The organism is Methylibium rhizosphaerae, assembly GCF_006386545.1.
GTDB lineage: Bacteria > Pseudomonadota > Gammaproteobacteria > Burkholderiales > Burkholderiaceae_C > Pseudorivibacter > Pseudorivibacter rhizosphaerae.
In genome coordinates, this window is the sequence record NZ_SWAR01000001.1 from 22,119 (window position 1) to 41,617 (window position 19,499).

17 protein-coding genes are annotated in these 19,499 nt (G+C 70.0%); 2 read left to right on the forward strand and 15 right to left on the reverse strand.

Features of this window, described 5'->3' with window-relative positions:
- Nucleotides 1–5: 5 nt before the first annotated feature.
- From E8D38_RS00095 to E8D38_RS00125, 7 genes are all read right to left on the reverse strand, one after another.
- Entirely contained in the window at nt 6–506 is a 501-nt protein-coding gene (locus E8D38_RS00095; protein ID WP_342779502.1) for a TlpA family protein disulfide reductase, read from the reverse strand.
- A complete protein-coding gene (locus E8D38_RS00100; protein ID WP_140625686.1) occupies nt 499–2,994 on the reverse strand; it encodes a choice-of-anchor D domain-containing protein in 2,496 nt (831 codons plus the stop codon). Before E8D38_RS00100 ends, E8D38_RS00095 begins: the two co-directional genes overlap by 8 nt.
- Nucleotides 2,979–4,460 (reverse strand): DUF1552 domain-containing protein, encoded by a 1,482-nt coding sequence (locus E8D38_RS00105; RefSeq protein ID WP_140625687.1) that lies wholly within the window; start codon nt 4,458–4,460, stop codon nt 2,979–2,981. The genes E8D38_RS00100 and E8D38_RS00105 overlap by 16 nt, the downstream gene beginning before the upstream one ends.
- Nucleotides 4,457–6,289 carry a DUF1592 domain-containing protein gene (locus E8D38_RS00110; protein WP_140625688.1) on the reverse strand — a complete coding sequence of 611 codons (1,833 nt, stop codon included), beginning with the start codon at nt 6,287–6,289 and terminating at the stop codon, nt 4,457–4,459. The genes E8D38_RS00105 and E8D38_RS00110 overlap by 4 nt, the downstream gene beginning before the upstream one ends.
- Nucleotides 6,290–6,735: 446 nt before the next feature.
- Nucleotides 6,736–7,791 (reverse strand): NAD(P)H-dependent flavin oxidoreductase, encoded by a 1,056-nt coding sequence (locus E8D38_RS00115; RefSeq protein WP_140625689.1) that lies wholly within the window; start codon nt 7,789–7,791, stop codon nt 6,736–6,738.
- A 103-nt stretch (nt 7,792–7,894) separates the two neighbouring features.
- Entirely contained in the window at nt 7,895–10,207 is a 2,313-nt protein-coding gene (locus E8D38_RS00120) for an ATP-dependent DNA helicase (RefSeq protein WP_140625690.1), read from the reverse strand.
- Nucleotides 10,208–10,283: 76 nt separating this feature from the next.
- A complete protein-coding gene (locus tag E8D38_RS00125; RefSeq protein ID WP_140625691.1) occupies nt 10,284–10,670 on the reverse strand; it encodes a hypothetical protein in 387 nt (128 codons plus the stop codon).
- A 228-nt stretch (nt 10,671–10,898) separates the two neighbouring features.
- Here E8D38_RS00125 and E8D38_RS00130 point away from each other — a divergent pair, with 228 nt between their 5' ends.
- Together E8D38_RS00130 and E8D38_RS00135 are read left to right on the forward strand one after the other, a co-directional pair.
- Entirely contained in the window at nt 10,899–11,321 is a 423-nt protein-coding gene (locus tag E8D38_RS00130; protein ID WP_140625692.1) for a response regulator, read from the forward strand.
- An 83-nt stretch (nt 11,322–11,404) separates the two neighbouring features.
- The gene (locus tag E8D38_RS00135; RefSeq protein WP_140625693.1) at nt 11,405–11,845 is read left to right on the forward strand and encodes an SRPBCC family protein; all 441 of its coding nucleotides are present in this window, start codon (nt 11,405–11,407) and stop codon (nt 11,843–11,845) included.
- On the opposite strand, the gene E8D38_RS00140 is transcribed toward E8D38_RS00135, so the two are convergent.
- The 8 genes from E8D38_RS00140 to E8D38_RS00175 are packed head-to-tail and all read right to left on the reverse strand — an operon-like array spanning nt 11,842 to nt 19,487.
- Entirely contained in the window at nt 11,842–12,531 is a 690-nt protein-coding gene (locus tag E8D38_RS00140) for a GntR family transcriptional regulator (RefSeq protein ID WP_140625694.1), read from the reverse strand. The genes E8D38_RS00135 and E8D38_RS00140 overlap by 4 nt on opposite strands.
- Complete coding sequence (gene hpxZ / locus E8D38_RS00145; protein WP_140625695.1) at nt 12,531–12,908, reverse strand: oxalurate catabolism protein HpxZ; 378 nt, start codon at nt 12,906–12,908, stop codon at nt 12,531–12,533. Before hpxZ ends, E8D38_RS00140 begins: the two co-directional genes overlap by 1 nt.
- Nucleotides 12,908–14,701, reverse strand: coding sequence for an allophanate hydrolase (gene atzF / locus E8D38_RS00150; protein WP_140625696.1), 1,794 nt, complete (start codon nt 14,699–14,701; stop codon nt 12,908–12,910). The genes hpxZ and atzF overlap by 1 nt, the downstream gene beginning before the upstream one ends.
- Nucleotides 14,698–15,369, reverse strand: coding sequence for a cysteine hydrolase family protein (locus tag E8D38_RS00155; protein ID WP_140625697.1), 672 nt, complete (start codon nt 15,367–15,369; stop codon nt 14,698–14,700). The genes atzF and E8D38_RS00155 overlap by 4 nt, the downstream gene beginning before the upstream one ends.
- Nucleotides 15,366–16,910: an ABC transporter ATP-binding protein gene (locus tag E8D38_RS00160; RefSeq protein WP_140625698.1), complete on the reverse strand. Its 1,545-nt coding sequence runs from the start codon at nt 16,908–16,910 to the stop codon at nt 15,366–15,368. The genes E8D38_RS00155 and E8D38_RS00160 overlap by 4 nt, the downstream gene beginning before the upstream one ends.
- Nucleotides 16,907–17,734, reverse strand: a complete 828-nt coding sequence (locus tag E8D38_RS00165) for an ABC transporter ATP-binding protein (protein ID WP_140625699.1) — start codon at nt 17,732–17,734, stop codon at nt 16,907–16,909. Before E8D38_RS00165 ends, E8D38_RS00160 begins: the two co-directional genes overlap by 4 nt.
- Nucleotides 17,731–18,507 carry an ABC transporter permease gene (locus E8D38_RS00170; RefSeq protein ID WP_140625700.1) on the reverse strand — a complete coding sequence of 259 codons (777 nt, stop codon included), beginning with the start codon at nt 18,505–18,507 and terminating at the stop codon, nt 17,731–17,733. Before E8D38_RS00170 ends, E8D38_RS00165 begins: the two co-directional genes overlap by 4 nt.
- The gene (locus E8D38_RS00175; protein ID WP_140625701.1) at nt 18,504–19,487 is read right to left on the reverse strand and encodes an ABC transporter substrate-binding protein; all 984 of its coding nucleotides are present in this window, start codon (nt 19,485–19,487) and stop codon (nt 18,504–18,506) included. Before E8D38_RS00175 ends, E8D38_RS00170 begins: the two co-directional genes overlap by 4 nt.
- Nucleotides 19,488–19,499 lie beyond the last annotated feature (12 nt).

Consider the following 19,499-nt stretch of genomic DNA (forward strand, 5'->3'; position numbering starts at 1 on the left):
CTCTTTCACGGCTGTGCCAGCGCGGCCACGATCGCATCCTCGAGGGCGCGGCGCTCGTCTTCGCGGAAGCCCGCATGTACCTTGATCACCTTGCCGTCGGCGCCGATCAGCACCGAGCTCGGCATGCCCTTGATCGCATATCGCCTGGCGGTGTCGCCCTTGGGGTCGTAAGCCACGGTGAACTGGGCCGGCACGTCGGCCAGGAACTTCTCCGCGTCGGTGGCCTTGGCGTCGAGGTTCACGCCCACGATCTGCAGGCCGCGCGGGCCGTACTTGGCCTGCATCTCGTTCATCCACGGAAAGGACTGCCGGCACGGGCCGCACCACGACGCCCAGAAGTCGAGGTAGACCACCTTGCCCTTGAGCTTCTGCAGGACCAGCGGGCCCTTGGTGCCGGGCAGTTCGAACGCCGGCGCCGGCTGGCCCGGCTCGACTGCCCAGCCCGCTGCGCCGCACGCCAGGCCGGCGGCCAGCATCACGGCCGCGCGATACCACTTCCTATGCATCGGGAGACTCCTTGGAACGATTTGTTGGGGTATGGATTCGGTTGCTACGCAGCGCCAGGACGGCCGCCACGATCAGCGCGAACCAGAGCAGCAGCACCGGCTCGATGGCGCCGCCGCCGACGTTGGTCATCTGCGCGCTGGATTGGCCCGCGAGCATCACCTCGCTCTTCTGGCCGGCCGTCGTCTGCACGGTGAGCACGCCGGAGCTGTCGCCGGACACGCCGGGCGCATACACCACCGACACGCTGCAGGATCCGCCCGGCGGCAACACCCATGGCACGCTGCGGCAGGCGTCCGCGGCCGAGGTGTCGACGAGCACGAACGGGCCGGTGGTGCTGACGGTCGAGATGGTCGCGTTGGCCGCGCTGGTGTTGCGCAAGACCACCGCCAGCGGCTGCGAGCGCTGGCCCGTCCTGAGGCCGACCGAGCGGTAGTCGAGCAGCGTGGCGCTGGCGGCGATGCTGCCGCCGCTGGTGGCGCCGCCGCTCGCACCCACCCCGGTGCCCGAGAGCTGGACCGCCGGCGGTGCCGTGCCGTCGGACGACACCTGCAGCAGCGCGCCGTGCGCACCGGCCGCACTCGGCACGAAGCCCACCTGCAGCGTGCAGCTTGCGCCCTGCGCCAGCCGGGTGCCCGCCGCGCAGCCACCCGCGGTGACGGTGAACGCTGCCGCATCGGTGCCCGACACGCCGATCGTGCCCAGCGTCACCGCGCCGGGCCCCTGGTTCACCAGCACGAGGCTCTGGCCTGCGGAGGCGGAGCCGACGGCGGTGGCGGCAAACCCCAGCGAGGTGGTGCCGCCCTGCCAGCCCAGTGCGGGCAGCGCGGTGTCCGAGCCGAGACCGGTGAGCACGATGGAGTTGGGCGAGCTCGGTGCGTCGCTCACCACCAGGATGGATTCCGACGCATTGGCCGTCGCCGGCCGGTACACGACGCTGAGCCTGCACGACGCCTTGGCCGCCAGGCTGGCCGGGCAGTCATGGCTCACGGTGAACTCGGTCGAGCTGCTGTTGATGGCGGTGATGGAAAGCGGCCCGCTGCCGCTGTTGGCCAGCGTGATGACCCTCGGCGCCGAGCTGGTGCCCAGCGTGACGGTGCCGAAGCCCAGTGCCACCTGCGACAGGCTGACTTCAGGCGCAGGCACGTTGATGCCGCTGCCGGAAAGACCGATGGACACGGTGCCGGCCGGGGCGTTGGAGGCGATCTCGATCGAAGCCGCCTTGCTGCCCAGCGTGCTGGGGCGCAGCGCGGCGGTGAGGGTGCAGCTGCCCTGCATCGGCACGATGGCTCCCACGGCACAGGTACCGCCCAGCACCACGTCGGCCGCATCCGCGCCGGCAGCCCGGATGGAGGTGAACGACAGGCCGGACTCGCCGTTGTTGGTGAGCGTCACGGTGCGTGCTGCGCCGGTGGTGCCCACCACCTGCTGGCCGAGGTCGAGCGTGGTGGCATCGAGTGCGATGCCAGGCAGCGGCGAGGCGTTGCCGGTGCCCACGAGGCTCACCATGGACGGGCTGCCGGCAGCGTTGTGCGCGATGGCAAGGCTGGCGTTGCGCGCGCCTTGTGCGGTGGGCTTGAAGCGCACGGCAACGAAGCAGCTGCTGCCGCTGGCCACGCTGCCGCCCGCAACGCAGGTGGAAGCCGGGTCGACGAGGTAGTCGCCCGGCTGCGCACCCGAGAGCGTGATGGACGACAGCGACAGCGCAGCGGTGCCGGTGCTGCTGACGGTGACGCGCTGCGGCTCCGACGTGCCGCCCACGACGCGCGAGAACGACAGCGAGGTCGGCGACAGCGAGACGGCGGGAGACTCGTCCACCGCCGTGCCGGCCAGGCTCACCGTGGAGCTGCTGCCGGCACCGTTGTGGCGGATGGTGAGGCTCGCGGCGCGCGCGCCCACAGCGGTGGGCTTGAACCGCACGCTGACGCTGCAGCTGGCGCCGGCAGACACGCTGGTGCCCGCCGCGCAGCTGCCGCCGCTGACCTCGAAGTCGCTGCCCGTGGTGACCTCGATGCCGCTGATCATCAGCGCGCCCGCGGCGCCGGCCGCATTGCTCACCACCACGCTCTGGGCGGCACTCGTGGTGCCGATGTTCTGGCTGGCGAACTGCAGGCTGGCCGGCGACACGCCGACGGACGGCGCGCCGCTCACCGGGATGTAGCTGGGCGTGCCGCCCAGCGTGCCGGCGATGTAGGCGGCGATGTCGTTGATCTCGGAGTCGGTGAACTTGCCCGCGAGGAAGCTCATCTGGCTCACGCCGCCCAGCGCCGTTCTGATCCTGGGCCCGCTGATGCCGCCCACGATGCGGTTCTGCGGATTGCCGGGCAGCGAGCCGTGGCAGGCGCTGTTCGAGCAGCTCTGCTTGCCCGCAACCTTCGGGTTGACATACAGCTGCTGGCCGTTGGCAGCGTCCTGGGCAGACACCGCGGCCGACCAGCCGCAGGCGGCGATCACCAGCCCTCGCAGGAAGACCCTCAAGCCTTGAGCCACGGCAGGTCCTCCTTCGCAACGTTCCAGATCGCATCGGTGTGGTCGCCGTTGGCGCCGCGCACGCTGGGGTAGCCCCAGGCACCGTTGTCGGTGGAGTACTCGCTCGCGGGCAGGCCCATCGAGCGCAACACCATGCCCATGAACTGGTTGTAGATCAGGCCCGAGTACCAGTGCGGGTTCGACGACCAGGAAAAGCCGGTGAGGTCGCGGTAGTCGACCGACAGCCCCGTCTTGAAGTAGCCGCCCGCATTGCCGAAGGTCACGATCGGGATGCAGCGGTTGTGGTGATGGCCGGGGTGGCCGCCGGAGCCCAGCTCATGACCGCTGGCCACCAGTGCCTTGTCGAGCAGCGTCTTGCCGTCGGCGGTGGTCACCTGGTCGAGCTTGCGGGCGATGTCGAGCTGGGCCTGGTCGAACTGCAGCTGCACGGCCGCGCTGTAGCCGGCCCGCTTGCCCGCGTCGTCGAGCGAGTGGGCGTAGTTGTTGTGCCAGGCATGCTCGGGCTCGGGGCCGAAGGTGTACGTGTGCGGCCCGCACACGTAGATGCGGCTGATGCCTGCGGCAAACGCGGCAACGATGATGTCGTTCCACAGCGACTCGCATTCGGCCTGGCTGGCAGGCTGGCCGTAGAAGCCCGCGGAGGCTTCGACTGCGGCGGTGTCTTTCGTGGGCCGCGTGAAACTGCTGTTGACCGTCTGCTGCAGCTTGCCCTGCACGTCGGCCAACATGTCCATGTAGTTGCCCAGGCGGGTGCGGCAGTCGGCCGAGCAGCGCGGGTCGGCCATCACCAGGTCGGCATGCTCCTTCACCCGATCGACCAGCACCGTCTGCTGCACTGCCGGCGTGCCGGTGCCCGGCGTGGTGGTCTTGAACAGGCGGTCGAACAGCTTCACGTTGCTGTCGGCCGTCTGCTCGGTGGTGGCGGTGCCCGAGCCCGACCGCGTGAGCGACACGAGGTTGCGCACGATGGCCGGCTGCAGCGGGCTGGTGGGGTAGAAGCTGCGCGAGGCCGCCAGCACCTGGTCGATGGTCGGGTTGCTGGCGTCGCCGCCCAGCGTGCCGCCGCGGTTGTGGCCCACGCCGGTGGCGAAGTCCAGGCCGTTGATCACGTTCATCAACGACAGCATCCGCGGCGTCAGCCGGCTGGCCTTGGCCTGCAGGATCTCGCTCACGACCACCATGTCGCCGCTGGCGGTGGACTTCAGCGGCGCGCTGCGCACGCCGATGCCGCCATAGGTCATGGTCTGCGTGGGCGTTGCGTCGAGCAGCGGGCCGTAGAACTGGCTCTGGAACACGCCATGCCAGGTGGTCATGTGCACGAAGTAGCGCTCGGACGAGGCCTGGGACATGGTCTGCGCTTCGGCATCGCGCGGCAGCAGCGAGGGCAGCAGCGGCACGGCCAGGGCGGCGCCGCCGGCGCCGAGCAGGAATTGACGGCGCGACACACGGTCGAAATACGGCTTCATGGCTGCTCCCTGCGGATCGACTTGAACTCGTCGCGCATGACGACGGCGGCAAACAGGCTGCGCAGGTTGGCGCCGCTGGCCGCCTGCTGGCGAATGGCCTCGATCACTGCGGCGTCGGTCTCGACGTCGGTGCGGCCGAAGGCGTAGCGGAAATAGTTCTTCGCGAAGCAGCGCTCGAAATGCCCGCTCTCGAGCACGTACTGCTGCGCCTGCGCCGCGCTGGACATCGATCGCGAGGCCATGCCCGAGAGGCTGGCCACGACGGCGGAGTCGATCGGCTTCTCGCCCATCACGCTGCCGTTGTCGTTGCGCACCACTTCCGAGGTGCGCACGCGGCCCAGGGCGTCGAAGCCTTCGAGCACGAAGCCCCACGGGTTGATGAGCTGCTGGTGGCACTGCACGCAGGAGGTGCCTTCCATCTGGGTGATGCGCTGCACCCGCTCGCGGGTGGTGAGCACCCCCGAGAGGTCGGCCGCCTTGTTCGACTGGTCCATCACCGGCGCGGGCAGCGCCTGGCAGGTGAGCGCGCTCAGCACCCGGATGCCGCGCGAGATCGGCAAGGTGGTGTCCGACGAGCCGTTGGCCACCAGGCCGATGCGCGTCATCAGGCCCACACGCTGCGGCTCGGTGAACGTGGGCGGCGCGGAGCTGCCGTCCCACACGCTGGTCTTGTAGAGCGCCGCCAGGTCGGCGGTGCGGGCGAACGAATGCCGGTCGGTCAGCACCTGCTGCAGCGAGCCGTTGCGCGAGGCGACGTACGACACCATGTCGAGCACGTCGTTGATCGCGGCGTCGCGCGTGGTGGCCAGCGGCTTGAACCCGCCGGCGAAGGCGTCGAACTTCGGGTCACCGACCTTGCCGTCCATGGCCACCAGCTCGTCGAGCCGCAGCCACTGGCGGAAGAAGCTGCGCATCGCCGCGTCGGCGCGCGGATCCTTCAGCATGCGGGCCACCTGGGCGTTGTAGACCTCCGGCTTGAGCAAGGCGCCGCTGTCGGCATCGGCGATCAGCGAAGCGTCAGGCACCGAGTCCCACAGGTGCAGGGCCAGGCGAGTGGCCAGCTCCGGCCCGGTGAGCGCGGTGCAGTTGCCCGTGCCGGTGCTCACGCCCTTCTCGACCACGAAGTAGGCCTTGGGCGAGGCGATCATGGTGGCCAGCACCTTGGTCACCGCGGCGCGATCGGCCGCGCCGCCGGCCGCCTTGCGGTAGACCTCCACTTCGGCATCGGAAAGCGGCTGACGGAACAGCACGCGCCCGGCCTTGCGGATGAAGGCGCGCATGCAGTCGTCGGCGCTGCCGGTGCAGTTGCCCAGCATGGCCGACACGCGCGCGTCGCTGCCGGCCAGGTCGGCGGCCAGCTTGCCGGCGGTCGTGTGGATGGCCGAGACCTGCCGGCTGTTGAGCGTCTGGTCGAGGCGCCAGTAACCCTGGTGCCGTGAGGAGTCCGGATTGATCGAGGCGTCGAGCGGGAACTGCGCGGTGTCGATCACCAGCTGCTGGATGCGCGCGGCTGCACCAGCGTCGGTGACCAGCGAGCTCGACAGCTCGATGAGCGCGTTGGTGAACTGCGCACGCGTCAGCCGCCGCGGGAAGGTGGCGCCGTAGCAGCCCGGCGATGCCGCCACCGGCGTGGGCGTCGGCGTGGCCGCTGGAGGTGCCGAAGGCGTGGGCTGGCCGTGCGGGTCGGGCGCCGGCGTGGGAGTGGGTGTCGGCGTCACGGCCACCGGCGGGTTCTGGCCGGTCGTCGTGTCGGTGTCGTCTCCGCCGTTGCAGGCGGACAAAAGCAGGGCGGCCGCAACCAAGCCACCGCTGATGGCGCTTATTCGCATCGCAGTCTTTCCGTGGGCCGCATGGCGCGCATGCGGAAGAGAGAGGGCCGGCCGCCTGCGTGTGCCGCAGCGTGGCCGATCGTGCCGCTCGCGAAGCGCGAGCCGGGCTGTGCCGCTATGGGCTGTGCCGAACGATGCTCATGGGGACCTCCAGGTTTTGACGTGTGGTTTTTTTCTGGAAGCGGCTTTTGCCGTCATCCGTCGCCGATGCAAGCAGCGATGGCGGCGAATGTAGGGGGGTGCGGCCGGCAACTCATGACGGACTCATGATGGACGTCGCCTCGACGCGACGCGTTTGTTACCGCGTGTGCAAGCGAGGAATGCAAGCGCCTGGCATGGGCGCCCTGGCGTCACGAGGGAAGTCGAATCACGTGCCGGCTGAACACGGAACGCACGCCTGTCGAACGCTCCTTACGCGGCGTTGCAAACCTCCATCGCCCTGGGAATCAGGCGCCAGCGGCCAGCGCCTGCACGATCTCGGCCGCCGGCACGGGCTTGCAGCCCTGGGCGTACTGGCCCGACCACAGCGGCGAGAAGTCGCCGCTGCCGCGTTTCTCGGCCTCGGCCCGCAGCGGTGCGAGTGCATTCACCGCCGTGGGAAATGCCGGCGGCAGGCCGCTCAAAGGCCCGAACTCGCGCATCAGCCGGTTGACGATGCCGCGCGCCGGCCGCCCGGTGAACAGGTTGGTGAGCGCGGTGTGCCGCGCCGCCTCCGACGCGAGCGCCTCGCGGTGCGGCTTGCTGGTGGTGGCCTCGGGGCACAGCAGGAACACGGTGCCCGCCTGCACTGCCGCGGCGCCCAGATGCAACGCCGCCGACACACCCTGCGCGTCGGCGATGCCGCCGGCGGCGATGACCGGCTTGCGCACCGCCGCCACGATCTGCGGCAGCAGGGCCATCGTGCCGATCTGCGTGGTGACGTCGTCGGTCAGGAACATGCCGCGGTGACCGCCGGCCTCCAGGCCTTGCGCGATGACCGCATCGACACCGTGCGCCTCGAGCCACAGCGCTTCGTCGACGGTGGTGGCGGACGACCACACCTGCGCACCGGTGCGGCGCACTCTGTCGAGGAGTGCGTCAGACGGCAGGCCGAAATGAAAGCTCACAACCTCCGGGCGTACGGCTTCGACGAACGCCAGCGCCTCCTCACCGAACGGCAGGCGCCCGGGTCCGTTGGAAATGCCGGCCGGATCGAGGCCCAGTTCGTCGTAGTAGGGACGCAGCGCCGCGCGCCAGGCCTGTTCGCGCGCGGCGTCGGGCTCGGGCGGCACATGGCAGAAGAAGTTGACGTTGACCGCACGCGCACCGCGCGTACGCATCGCCCTCACCTCTTGGTGCAGCACCTGCGGCGCGAGCGACGCGCCCGGCAGCGAACCCAGCGCCCCGGCATCGCCCGCAGCGATGGCGAGCGGGCTCGCCTGCACGCCGGCCATCGGCGCCTGGATGAGAGGCACGGACAAGCCCAGCCGTGCCATGAAGTCCTGCGTCGCCTTGCTGCTCATGATTGCGGTTCCTGTGGAGGTGGGCGCGCTCGTGTCGGGGGGCGCGGCGCGCCGGGCCGATTCTTGCGCACCCCTGCCCCGCGCCGCGCCCCGGCGCTGCCATTCACCTCGGCGAAGGCGGGGCTTGCCAACGGCGCGGCGACCACCAGGCCGGCAGCAGCTCGCGCACGGCGGCTCGCTCGAAGCGCTCGTCGATGAGGTACAGCGTGCCCTGGTCGGAGGTGGTGCGGATCACCCGGCCGGCCGCCTGCACCACCTTGCGCAGCCCGGGGTAGAGGTAGGTGTATTCGAAGCCGGCGCCCCGCTCACGGTCGAGCACCTGCCGCAAGCGCTCGTTGACCGCATTCAGCTGCGGCAGGCCCAGCGTCGCCACGAAGGCGCCGATGAGCCGCCGGCCAGGCAGGTCGATGCCCTCGGCGAACGAACCGCCCAGCACCGCCAGCGCCACTCCCGCGGAGCCCGGCTCGAAGCGGGCGAGAAAGGCCTCGCGGTCGGCATCGGTCATCGATCGCTGCTGGCGCCAGACCGGCAGGTCGGGGCAGTGCGCGGCCAGCCGCTGCGCCACCATCTCGAGGTAGTCGAAACTGCTGAAGAAGGCGAGGTAGTTGCCGGGCTGCCGAAGGAACTGCGCGGCGATCAGCTCGGCGATCGGCTGCGCCGAGCCGCTGCGCTGCGCGAACCGCGTCGGGATGTGGCTGACGATGTGCACGTCGAGCTGCGACGCGTCGAACGGCGCGCCCACGTCCAGCCAGGCGGTGTCCTGAGGCAGGCCGAGCATGTCGGCATAGAAGTGATGCGGCTGCAGCGTGGCCGAAAACAGCACCGCCGACGTCATGGCCGCGAAGCGCGGCTTCAGGAAGCCCGCCGGCACGACGTTGCGGATGCACAGTTCGGTGCGGGCTCGCCCGGGCAGCCGGGTGACGTCGAACACGGAGTGCGGGCCGAAGGATTCGGCCAGGCGCCGCAGGTGCAGCAGCTCGAAGTACAGGTCCGTCAAGGGCGGTGCCACGACCGCGGGCTGTGCCACCAACGCATCGCCGACCGCGTCGCACACGGCGCCCGCGGCCTTGAGCAGCGCGGCGGGCAGCTCGTCGTGGGCCGCATAGGCCTCGGTCTGCTGCGACGCGAGCGACGTCCACGCGCGCGACAGGCGCCGCAAGGGCTTGGCCACGCCGGCCGGCGCCCCGCCGCTGGCCGCCCGCAGCAGGTCGCGCGAGAGCGTGGCGGTGTACATCGCCCGCGCCCGGTCGATCAGGTTGTGCGCCTCGTCCACCAGCAGGCTGACACGCCAGCCGTTGGCCAGCGCGAGACCGTGCAGCAGCGCCGTCACGTCGAACAGGTAGTTGTAGTCGGCCACCACCACGTCGGCCCAGCGCGCCAGCTCCTGGGCCAGGTAATACGGGCAGACTTCGTGCTCGCTCGCGAGCTCTCGCAAGGCGGCTGCATCGAGCGAGCCACCGGCTTCCACCGCGGCCTTGCGGGCCATCGGCAGGCGGTCGTAGAAGCCCCGCGCCAGCGGGCACGAGTCGCCGTGGCAGGCCTTGTCCGGGTGCACACAGGCCTTGCTGCGGGCGGTGAGCTGCAGCACCCGCAGCGGCACGGCCCGGCCGCTGCCGGCCAGCCGGTCGAGTGCCTCCAGCGGCGGCCCATGGCCGCTGCTCTTGGCGGTGAGGAACAACACCTTGTCGAGCTGCTGGTCGGGCAGCGCCTTCAAGGTCGCATACAGCGTGGCCAGCGTCTTGCCGATGCCGGTGCCTGCCTGGGCCAGCAGCGCCCTGCCGTGGCGGGCGGCCAGGAAACATTGGTGCGCGAGCTGCCGCTGCCCCGCACGGAACTCGGGGTACACGAACTGCAGCTGGCGCAGCGCGCTGTCGCGGGCGGCACGATGCGACACCTCGCGGCGGGCCCAGTCGAGGAACCGCCGGCACTGGCCGGCGAAGAATTCCGCCAGCTCGGCGGCGCTGCAGGCTTCGTCGAGCGGCGTCTCCTGACCGGTGTCGACGTCGTAGTAGACCAGGCGCACGGTGACGCCGGGCAGCCCATGCTCGGCGCAGATCAGTGCGGCATACACCTTGGCCTGCGCCCAGTGCAGGGCCCGCTGGTTGGCGGGCTGGGCCGCCAGGTCGCCGCGATGGGTCTTCACCTCCTCGACCACCTGCTGGTCGCGGTCGAAGCCGTCGGCCCGGCCGCGCACGACCAGCGACTCGTAGCGGCCCTCGACCCTCACCTCGGGCCGCCAGCCCGGGCCGCGCCGCGAGGCGACCATCTTGTGCCCGGCGATGCCGTCGTCGGCAGAAGGTGAAGGCGTGAACCGATGGTCGAGGTCGCCGGCCTTGGCGGTGAAGGCGCACAGCTCGCGCACGGCGATGGTGTAGGCAGCCGGTGCCGGCAATACCTCCACGTTGACCGTCACCATGGCTGTGCCGCCCCCTGCAGACCCGACTGCGGCCGGCAGTTTACTGTACGTCCGTACAGCGCCGACAGGCGGCGGATCAGTGAACGACGGCAGCCGGCTGGACAGCCGCGGCACGGGCCGCACGCCTGGCGCGGCCGCCTGCGCCCTGGGGCAACCCGAACAAGGCGGCCACAGCCCCCAGTTCGAGCGGATGCGGCAGCACCGCATCAAAGACGCCGGAGTCGGCCCGGCCGGGCCACGCAGGTTGTGCGCTCAGGCAGACGAGCCGCTGGGAGGCGCTCAAGAGCGGGCGGATGGCGCGTGCCAGCGTTTCGGCCGTGCCGCCCGGCATGTCGCCATCGACCAGGGTCAGCTGCGGCCTGAAGGTCGCCCAATGGCGCGTCTCGAGCGCCGCCCGCGCATCGCAGCCGGCCGAGCGCAACAGGAGCAGCAGCTGCTCGACCTTGCGGGGGCAGGACGCCACGACCAGGACGCGGAGGTTGGGAATACAGAAGCTGAACACGGTGCACCCGTCAAAAGGTGGGCAATCATCCCATTTTTTGTGTCAGTTTTGCCAATGTGAAAAACCCGGGTTGCACGAAAGACACGCCGCAGCCCCTCCCCGGCCAGCGCCGGCGCCATTGCGCCCCTCGGGCAAGCTCCTTGGTACGGGCCTTGCGGTGGCGTGCTGAAAACACCGGAGACAAACCCGATGGAGACCCCTTCGAGTCAAACGGAGCTGCGTGCGCTGGTGGTGGACGACAACATCGAACAAGCCACCACTCTCGGTTACCTGATGCAGTTGCTCGGCTGCCGCAGTGCGATCGCCTTCCGCGCGACCGACGCGCTCCAGGTGGCCAGCGCCTTCGTTCCGAACCTGATGATCGTGGACCTCGAACTGGGCCCCGACGACGGCTGCGCGGTGGTGGCTGCCGTACGGGCCAGGCTGGGCGGTGCCGAGGTCTACACCGTGTGCCTCACTGGGCGTGGCGGCCTGGAGGACGAAGTGCGCTGCATCGAAGCCGGATTCGACTGCTTCGTCACCAAGCCGATGGCCCTCGACACGCTGGACCTGCTGCTCAACGAGGCAAGAGGCCGGGCCGAACACTCGTCCCGCCCGCCGCTCGGCCGGTAAGCTGTCGATTCCGGCCCGCCTCGCCCGTCGTGGCTTCCGAGGGCCATCCTCAGACCACCAACCGATCGACCACGGAGCTACTCATGGGGACTGTCCAGCTGCATCGCGTTCTTCGCTGCCCGCCCGAGCGGGTGTACCGCGCCTTCCTCGATGCGAAGGCCCTGGCCAAATGGCTGCCGCCGCACGGCTTTACCGGCCAGGTGCATGAAATGGATGCGAAGGTGGGCGGCGGCTACAAGATGTCGTTCACCAACTTCTCCAGCGGCACGAGCCACTCGTTCGGCGGGCGCTACCTCGAGCTCAGGCCGAACGAGCTGATCCGCCAGGTCGACGTCTTCGACGACCCCAACCTCCCCGGCGAGATGACCAAGACGATCTCGCTCAAGGCGGTGTTCTGCGGCACCGAGCTGAGCATCCTGCACGAAGGCATTCCGGAGGTGATCCCGGTGGAGGCCTGCTACCTCGGCTGGCAGGAATCGCTCACGCTGCTGGCGCAGCTGGTGGAGCCGACCATCCCCGGCTAGGCCTCGCGCCGGGCCCGGTACAGCATGTCCAGCGTGATGTGCCGCACCTCGAGCTTGCTCTGCTCGATATGGGCGCGCAGCAGCCGCTGCGCCTCGTCGGCGCGCCGGCGGGTGATGGCCCGCAGGATGCGGGCATGCTCGTCGTAGGTGGCCGCGATACGGGCCTGCTTGGTGAAGTCCAGCCGCCGCACGATGCGTATGCGGTCGGTGATCTCGCGGTGCACCCGGGCCATCTCGCGATTGCCTGCCGCGCGCACGAGCTCGTGGTGGAAGCGCTCGTCGAGCTCGCGCACCGCGTCGGCATCGGCGCTGCGCTCGGCCTCGGGCACCATCCAGACGGCGGCCAGCGCGCGCAACGCCTCGCGAGGCTCGCTCTCGCACAGGCGCTGGGCGGCGTGGCACTCGATGAGCACCCGCAGGTCGTAGATCTCGTCGAACTGGTCGAAGTCCAGCGGCGCGACCTGCCAGCCGAGCTTCGGAAACACGAGCAGGAAACCCTCGCGCTCCAGGCGCTGCAGCGCCTGCCGAAGCGGCGTGCGGCTCACCTGCACACGCTGGCTGAGCTCGGTCTCGCTGAAGCGGTCGCCGGGCATGAGGGCGAAGTCGAAGATGAGCTGCTTGATGTGCTCGTAGGCTTGCTCGGCCAGCGTGGCCGGTGCAACGGGTTTGAGGTCGATGGCACCCATCAGAAATCAATCATGCTCACATGAGCGGCCACGATTCTCCAGCCTTCGGGCAGGCGCACCCAGGTCTGGCTCTGAAAGCCCCGCCTGGTGGTGTCGCTGCGGACGAACTCGGTCAGCGCCACCGCATGGTCGCGGCCGAAGGTGGTGATGCGGGTCTGCTCGAGCCGGCGGGTGAAATCTGGCCGGGCACTCCTGGCACGGAACTCGGCCAGGGCATCGTGGCCGAGCTGCCGGTCGGCGATGCCGTAGCGGGTGACCGCCGGGTCGTTCCAGAAGAAGCCGTTGAGGGCCTGCACATCGTGCGCCATGAAGGCGCGCTCGTAGGCTTCGAACCGGGCGCGCACCTCGCGCAGCACTTCGGGGTCGTTCACCACCATCACGACACCCCGGCAGCCTGCGCCCCGCGGTAGGCCCGCCACCCGCCGAAGCCGCTGATGTCCTGCGCCCCGGCCAGCGCCGACGGCTCGCAGATGAAACCCTTCACCCAGCGGCCGTCCTCCAGCTCGACCGATCCGAGTCCGAGCGGGGGCGGTATGAGCTCGAGGAAGGAGCCCACTTGCGACTGCGGCATCTCGTACACCTCGAGTTCGATGGCACGGCCGCCCTCGGCCACTCGAGCGAGCCCGGGCTTGGGCGGCACCGTGCCGCTCAATGCGTAGAGGCGGTAGTGCGGCGAGGTGCGCGTGCGCGCCAGCAGCCGGCAGCCGCGCTCGGCCAGCTGTCCATGCAGCGGCATGCCCTGCAGGTGGGCACCGACGACCGCCAGCTTCAGCGCGGCGGCGCTGCGGCTTTCGGCGGCGATGGCCAGATCGACGGGACGCGGCACACCCAGGCGAGCACCCACCGGCAGCTGCAGCGCCGACTGCCAGAGCGCGCCCAGCCGGGTGAGCGCGGCATCGCTGCCGCCGGGTGCAATGAAGGTCACGCCGAATGGCAACCCGGCCTGCGTGAAACCGGCAGGCAATGCGAGGGCGGCAAGCCCCAGCAGGTTGACGAAGTTGGTGTAGCGGCCCAGCTCGCTGTTGCGCGCCAGCGGCTCGGCGGCCACCGCGGCACGCGTGGGCAGGGTCGGCGCGGTGGGCACCAGCAGCACGTCGAAGTCGCGCCACATCGGTTCCACCGCATGCGCGATCTCGCGCAGCCGGTACTGGCCCTCGAAGGCTTCGGCGGCGCTGTAGCCGGCAGCCGCCGAGATGACCTGGCGCACGACCGGATCCATCGAGCCGGGTGGTCCGCCGACCAGCGCCCGCGCCACCAGATGCCGTTCGGCCACCCACGGCCCGTCGTAGAGCAGCCGTGCCACCTCGAACAGCGGCGCCATGTCGATGGGCGAGACCTTTGCCCCCAGCGACTCGGCCTGGGCGACGGCCGCCTCGAATGCGGCGTCGTAGCCGAGCGCGGCGTCACACCCGGGCTGCGCGGGTACTCCCACGCGCAACGGGTTGCCGAACCAGGCGGGTCGCAGGGCGGGCTGATGGAACGACGGGCCGTCGTCCGGGCCTTCGATGACGGCCAGCACGCGAGCGGCGTCGCTGGCACTGAGGGCGAACACCGACACCACGTCCAGCGTGCGGCAGGCCGGCAGCACACCCTGCATGCCCACGAGGCCCGGCGTCGGCTTGAGTCCGACGACGTTGTTGAATCCCGCGGGCACCCGCCCGGACCCTGCCGTGTCGGTGCCCAGTGCAAACGGCACCAGACCGCGCGCCACCACCGAGGCCGACCCGGAGCTGGAACCGCCGCTGACGTAGGTGTCGTCGAAGGCGTTGGGCACTTCCCCGTAGGGAGAGCGCGTGCCCACCAGCCCGGTCGCGAACTGGTCCAGGTTGGTCTTGCCCATCAGCACCGCGCCGGCATCGAGCAGGCGCTGCACGCAGCTGGCATGGCGCTGCGGCGTGTAGGCGAACGCCGGACAGGCTGCGGTCGTGGGCAGGCCGGCCACGTCGATGTTGTCCTTCACCGCGAAGGGCACGCCCCATAGCGGCGTGGTGGCGGGGTCCATGGCCTCGAGGCGGGCCAGCTGCGCATCGACGAAGGCGTCGTCGCAGCGCAGGATCCAGGCCGGGTCGCCCTCGCGGTGCTGCGCCCGCAAGCGGGCCACCAGCGCGCGTGGCGTGAGGGCGCCGCTGCGGAAGGCGGACAGGCAGGCGGCAATGGTGAGCGGCGTCATGTGCCGTGCTCCATCGCCTGCAGCAGCCGGTTGCTGTGCGTGGCCCAGCCCACGATCGCGCCTTGGGCGCACATCATGTCGATGGCCGCCTGCTTGAACTGCGGGAAATAGCTTTCGGTGCCGTCTTCGAGCAACAGGCATTCGTAGCCGCGGTCGTTGGCTTCACGCATGCTGGTCTGCACGCAGACCTCCGTGGTCACGCCGGTGAACACGAGCTGCCTGATGCCGCGCTCGCGCAGCAGCTCGTCGAGCGCGGTGGCGTAGAACGCGCCCTTGCCCGGCTTGTCGATGACGATCTCGCCTTCACGCGGCGCCAGGGCCGGCACGATTTCGCAGCCTGGCTCGCCGGCCACCAGCACCCGCCCCATCGGGCCCGGGTCGCCGATGCGCAGGGCCGGCGCGCCGCGCAGACGCTTGGCCGGCGGGCAGTCACCCAGGTCCGGCCGATGGGCTTCGCGGGTGTGCACCACCAGCCCGCCCGCGAAGCGCCAGGCCAGCAGCACGCGGCGCACCGCCGGGACGACGGCCTGCAGCCGGGTCACGTCGTTGCCCAGCGAAGCGCCGAAACCACCCGGCTCGATGAAGTCACGCTGCATGTCGATGACCATCAGCGCGGCATGCTCGGCATCGAAGCCGAAGGCGAACGGCCGGGCATCGATCTCGATCATGCGGCCTCCCGTGCCGGGTCGTGCGTACGCCCGCCCATGAAGGCACCCAGCGTCTGGCGGTCGGCCTCGGCTGCCGGCACCTCATGCACGATGCGCCCCCCGCTCATCACCACGATGCGATCGGCCAGCGTGAGCAGCTCGTCCAGGTCCTCGCTCACCAGCAGCACCGCGGCGCCGCGATTGCGCGCGGCAAGCAGCCGGCCATGGATTTCGGCCACTGCGGCGAAGTCCAGACCGAACACCGGGTTGCACACCAGCAGAAGGCGAGGCTCACCCGACAGCTCCCGGGCCAGCACCGCGCGCTGCACGTTGCCGCCCGACAAGGTCTTCATGGCGGCCCCCTCGCCCTGCGCCTTGACGCGGTACTCGGCGATGAGCGCCCGCGCGCGCTCACGCAGCGAGCGCCGGCGCACGAACAGCCCCTGCTCGTCGAAGCAGCGCAGCGCCAGATTGCGCGCCAGGCTCATGTCGGCCACGCAGGCACTGGCCAGCGGCTCTTCCGGCAGCGCCCGCACACCCAGGATGCGGTTCTGGCGGCGCGTGGCCGAATACGGCGAGCCGTCCACCCGCACCTCACCGGCCATTCGCCGGCGCTGACCCACCAGCGACTCCATCAGCTCCCGCTGCCCGTTGCCGGATACCCCTGCGACACCGACGATCTCGCCGGCTCGCACCTGAAGGGACAACCCGCGCACTGCGATCTCGCCGCGGTCGCCCTCCACCTCCAGCGCCTCGATGCCCAGGCGCACCTCGCCGGGCGATACGTCGGGGCGCTCCTGGGACACGGCGACAGCCGGCCGCGCCTCACCGACCATGGCGGCCGCCAGCAGCTGCGGCGTTGTCTGGGCCACCGGGCCGCTGGTCACCAGCCGGCCGCGCCGCAGGACGCTCACGTCGTCGGCACAGGCCACGACTTCGCGGAACTTGTGGGTGATGAGCAGGACCGAGCAATGGCCCGCCCGCTCGCGCAAGGCGCCCAGCACCTCGTCTGCCTCCTGCGGCGTGAGCACCGAGGTGGGTTCGTCGAGGATGAGCAGCCGCGGCTTCAGGAAGAGCTGCTTGAGGATCTCGAGCTTCTGCTTCTCGCCGGCCGCGAGCGACTGCGGCGTCGCATCCAGCGGCAGTGCGAACGGTGCGCCGGCCATGAAGTCCTCGAGTTCGGCGCGTGCGTGCTTCCACCGGATCACGGCCGGCAGCCGTCCGCGTGCCAGCAGCAGGTTCTCGGCCACCGTCATGCCGGGGACCACGGTGAAGTGCTGGTAGACCATGCCGATGCCGAGCTCCCGCGCCACCGTGGGCGACGAGATCTCGACTTCGCGACCGTCGACCAGGACCGCGCCGTCGTCAGCGCGGTGGTAACCCACCACCGCCTTCACCAGCGTGCTCTTGCCCGCACCGTTTTCGCCCAGCAGCGCATGGACCGTGCCGGGCCGCAGGGTGAGCGACACGCCGTCGAGCGCGGTGAAGGCGCCGAAGCGTTTCGTGAGCCGGCAGGTTTCGAGCGCCAGCCCGCCTTCGCTTCGGCCATGGGGCGCGCTCACGCGTTCACCTCCCGCCTGAACACTTCGAGCGTGTGCGCCTTCACCCGCACGAACTCCGGATCGGCCACGGCCTCGGCCCGGCGCGGACGGGGCAGGCCGAAGGGCACGATCTCGGCGATACGCGTGGGCCGGCGCGTGAGCAGCAGCACCTGGTCGGCCAGGAACACTGCGTCTTCCAGGTCGTGCGAGACGATCACCATGGTCACGCCGGTGGCGAGGTGCGCCTCCTGCAGCTTGTCCCGGATGAACAGCGTCATCTCGAAGTCGAGCGCGGAGAACGGCTCGTCGAGGAACAGCACCTCGGGCCGGGTGGCGAGCGAGCGCATGATGCACACCGTCTGCATCTGCCCTCCGGACAGCTCGTACGGATAGCGCGCGAGGTCGAAGCGGATCTCGAACAGCGCCACCAGCTCGTCCACCCGCGCCTTCACCGCCGGCTCCTTCAGCCCCTTGCGGCGCAGCGGGTAGGCGATGTTGTCCCAGGCGCTGATCCAGGGGAACAGCGCGTCCCGGTAGTTCTGGAACACGTAGCCGATGCCGGTGTCGCGAAGCGTCTTGCCGTCGAACAGGATCTCGCCGGCGTCGGGCTTCACCAGCCCGGCGATCATGTTCATCAGCGTGGACTTGCCGCAGCCGTTGGGGCCGAAGATCGAGACGATCTGGCCGCGCGGCAGGTCGAGGTTGAAGTCGGTGTACAGCGGCTTGCCGGCAAAGGCCTTGGAAAGCCCGCGCACGGTGACGTGGGTGCTGGGCAAGGCCGGCAGGGTCAGCAGCGACTGCGGCGCCGCCGGCGGCAGCACGGTTGCGGGCAAGGAGGCCGTCATGCTTTGCCGCTCCAGTGGATGAGGCGCTTCTCGATGAGCAGGAAGAGCAGGTTGAGCAGATAGCCGAGCGCACCCGTCACCAGGATGGACGTGTACATCTCCTTCACGTTGAAGACCTGCTGCGCATCGATGATCCGGTGGCCGAGCCCGGTTTCCGAGCCGATGAACATCTCGGCCACGATGACGATGACCAGCGCCATCGAGACCGCGCTGCGCAGGCCCACGAAGGTCTGCGCCAGGCTCTCCATCAGCAGCACGTCCTTGAACACATGCCAGCGGCTCACCCCCATGATCTGCGCCGCCATCACCCGGGTCTTCTTCGCATGCATCACGCCATAGGCGCTGTTGAACAGCACGATGAGCAGCGCGCCGAAGCTCGCGATGGCGACCTTGTTGATGTCGGTGATGCCGAAGATCAGCAGGAACAGCGGGATGAGCGCCGACGACGGGGTCGAGCGGAAGAAGTCGATCACGAACTCGACGCTGCGATACGCCGCCTCGGCGCTGCCCAGGGCGACGCCCAGCGGCACGCCGATCACCACCGCGATGCCGAAGGCGCACAGCGTGCGGTAGACGGTGGCCCACAGGTCAGGGTAGATCGAGCCGCTCGCGAAGGCGCTCGCCAGGTGCAACAGCGTGTCGCCCGGCGGCGGCAGCAGCACCGGCTTCACCCACTGCGCCGAGATGACGAGCTGCCACAGCGCGAACAGCAGCAGCGGCCCCAGCAGCGGCAGCAGCCGCCGGTCGAACAGACGGTCGAGCAGCTTGTTCATGCGGTGTAGAGCAAGGGCCTGACCTCCACGCGGCGCGAGAAGATCTTGCGTTCGGTGAAAAGGTCGAAGAACTGCTGGAAGTAGCCCACGTCGCTGGCGGTGAACTCGTTGTAGAGCGTGAAACCGGCCAGCGGCACCTCGTTCACCAGCGAGGCGTCGATCGAGGTGAAGCCGTCCATGTGCTGACGCACGGCCGTTGCGTTCTTGCGCACGAAGTCGACCGCCCTGGCGTAGGCGGCGATGTACTTCTTCGCGTCTTCGGGACTTTCCTTCAGGAAGGCGGTGGTCACGCTGGCCGATCCGCCGAACCAGGGCGCGTCCGGGTTGCCGAGCACGTACCTGGCGATCACGCCGTTCTCGAGCACGCGCGTGAGGCCCTTGAGCCGGCCTGCGGTTCCGGTGGGCTCGAGCGTGTACACCGCGTCGAGCTGGCCGGCCGCCAGCGCGGGCACGTGCTGGCCGATGGGCAGCTCCACCACCTTCGGATCGGCGATGCCGTTCTTCTCGAGGATCACCTTGGCCAGCGTCACGTTCTGGATGCCCGGGCCGCTGGCGATGCGCTTGCCCGCCAGCTCGGCGATCGACTTCACCGGCGAGTCCTTCGGCACCACGAACTGGTCGAGCACCAGCTTGTGGTTCGAGGGGTTGGAGCAGATGATCTTGAACAGCCCCGGCGAGGTGATTTCGGCCAGCGCCAGCGCCGCTGAGGCGGTGCCGTTGGCCGACCCCTGCACGCGCCCGGCCACCATGGCCTCGGCGACCTGCTGGGCGCTCGCGAACTTGGCGCCTTCCACGTTGAGCCCGGCTTCCTTGAAGAAGCCGCGCTCGAGCCCCGCGTACAGTGGCAGCCCCGAGGCGATGGGCCAGAAACCGATGCGGATCGGCTCGCTGGAAGCAGCCCGTGCGAAACCCGCCATGGCCAGCGACGCGGCTGTGCCGGCGCGCAGCGCGGTGCGGCGGGAGTTGGACTTCAGGGTCATGAAAGCTCCTGG

Excerpts from the sequence above, each read along its gene's own strand:
- E8D38_RS00095 (WP_342779502.1), bottom strand. The coding sequence starts at position 506 with ATGCATAGGAAGTGGTATCGCGCGGCCGTGATGCTGGCCGCCGGCCTG.
- E8D38_RS00105 (WP_140625687.1), bottom strand. The coding sequence starts at position 4,460 with ATGAAGCCGTATTTCGACCGTGTGTCGCGCCGTCAATTCCTGCTCGGC.
- E8D38_RS00110 (WP_140625688.1), bottom strand. The coding sequence starts at position 6,289 with ATGCGAATAAGCGCCATCAGCGGTGGCTTGGTTGCGGCCGCCCTGCTT.
- E8D38_RS00115 (WP_140625689.1), bottom strand. The coding sequence starts at position 7,791 with ATGAGCAGCAAGGCGACGCAGGACTTCATGGCACGGCTGGGCTTGTCC.
- E8D38_RS00120 (WP_140625690.1), bottom strand. The coding sequence starts at position 10,207 with ATGGTGACGGTCAACGTGGAGGTATTGCCGGCACCGGCTGCCTACACC.
- E8D38_RS00130 (WP_140625692.1), top strand. The coding sequence starts at position 10,899 with ATGGAGACCCCTTCGAGTCAAACGGAGCTGCGTGCGCTGGTGGTGGAC.
- E8D38_RS00135 (WP_140625693.1), top strand. The coding sequence starts at position 11,405 with ATGGGGACTGTCCAGCTGCATCGCGTTCTTCGCTGCCCGCCCGAGCGG.
- E8D38_RS00140 (WP_140625694.1), bottom strand. The coding sequence starts at position 12,531 with ATGGGTGCCATCGACCTCAAACCCGTTGCACCGGCCACGCTGGCCGAG.
- hpxZ (WP_140625695.1), bottom strand. The coding sequence starts at position 12,908 with ATGGTGGTGAACGACCCCGAAGTGCTGCGCGAGGTGCGCGCCCGGTTC.
- atzF (WP_140625696.1), bottom strand. The coding sequence starts at position 14,701 with ATGACGCCGCTCACCATTGCCGCCTGCCTGTCCGCCTTCCGCAGCGGC.
- E8D38_RS00155 (WP_140625697.1), bottom strand. The coding sequence starts at position 15,369 with ATGATCGAGATCGATGCCCGGCCGTTCGCCTTCGGCTTCGATGCCGAG.
- E8D38_RS00165 (WP_140625699.1), bottom strand. The coding sequence starts at position 17,734 with ATGACGGCCTCCTTGCCCGCAACCGTGCTGCCGCCGGCGGCGCCGCAG.
- E8D38_RS00170 (WP_140625700.1), bottom strand. The coding sequence starts at position 18,507 with ATGAACAAGCTGCTCGACCGTCTGTTCGACCGGCGGCTGCTGCCGCTG.
- E8D38_RS00175 (WP_140625701.1), bottom strand. The coding sequence starts at position 19,487 with ATGACCCTGAAGTCCAACTCCCGCCGCACCGCGCTGCGCGCCGGCACA.